The 1,260-nt window shown below is 61.5% G+C and carries 1 protein-coding gene; it reads left to right on the forward strand.

Going from position 1 to position 1,260, the window contains the following annotated elements:
• Window positions 1-1,260: Ig-like domain-containing protein (locus E1J61_RS37695; protein ID WP_165971634.1), on the forward strand; the 1,260-nt coding region annotated here is incomplete at both ends.

A 1,260-nucleotide genomic window follows, 5' to 3' on the forward strand; every position in this document is an offset into this window, starting at 1 on the left:
GGGGACACGCTGACGATTGCGCAGGTTGCCAATGCCCAGCACGGCACGGTCGAGGTTCAAGCTGACGGGCAGGTGCGCTTCACGCCAGACTCCGATTTCTATGGCCAGGCTTCGTTCCAGTACCTGGTCTCCGACCCGTACGGTGGTCAGACCTGGGCCACAGCCTATCTGGAAGTCGCCCACGTCAACAAGGCGCCCGTGATCGAGGCGATCGAATACGGCCGGCCGGTCTTCGGCTACTACCATGGCCCATCCCCGATGATTGGGCGAACCTCCGGGCTCAATGGCGCCGAACCCATCTATGCGTCTTCGGATGGCAGTCTGGCCTTCCAGCCGGTACCGAACTATTTCCAGCCCCTTTACGATGAGTCGTTGGCTAAATCGTTGGCGGCGCAAGGTCAGCTTTATGATGCGAATCATGCCGTGTACACGCCGCAGCATTATCAGAACGGCATGCTGAAGCCTCTCGCGTTGACCCAGATCGATTCGGTCGAAGGCCTGAGGGACAGCGCTACAGTAGAAGCCAACACGATTTTCTACGATCGCGATGACCCGCAGCGCCAGATGGGGCGCATCATCGCGTACGATCCCGACGGCGATTCGGCCGCCATCGTGATTTCGATTGTGCAGGGCCCGCAACACGGACACGGCTACGCGAATGCCTACGTCGACACGGCGACCGGCTACCTGCGTCCTGACCAGACCGTACTCGCCCAGTACTTGATTGGCGCACAGGATTACTGGCAGTACATCAGCCACCGAGGCGATCCCTACAACGGCGCGGACAACTTCACCATCCGCATCCAGGATGCGCAGGGCGCCTACACCGATGTGGTCGTCAACGCCACGCACAAGGGCACCAATGCCAGCGGCGGTTTCACCCCCATCGTGCTGGACCTGAACGGTAACGGGACCGAGCTGATCGCGGCTTCCCAGTCGCAGGTCAAGGCGGACGTCAACCATGACGGCCAGACCGAGCAGATCGGTTGGGCCGTGGCGACCGATGGGGTGTTGGGCTTCGATGCCGACGGCGACGGCAGGATTTCCGTCGAGGAGACCCGGCTGACGAATTTCGCACCTGGGACAAAGACGGACCTGGAGGCGTTGGCCACCTTCGACAGCAACCACGATGGCCAGATCAGCAATGAGGATGCTGCCTGGAGCCGGTTCAAGGTGGTGCAGGATTCCAATGGCGATGGGGATTTTGCCCAGGCCGAGCACAAGACCCTGGACCAGGCAGGCATTGCCGCCATCGGGCTG

The organism is Cupriavidus sp. L7L, assembly GCF_004353535.1.
In the GTDB taxonomy this organism is placed as follows: domain Bacteria; phylum Pseudomonadota; class Gammaproteobacteria; order Burkholderiales; family Burkholderiaceae; genus Cupriavidus; species Cupriavidus oxalaticus_A.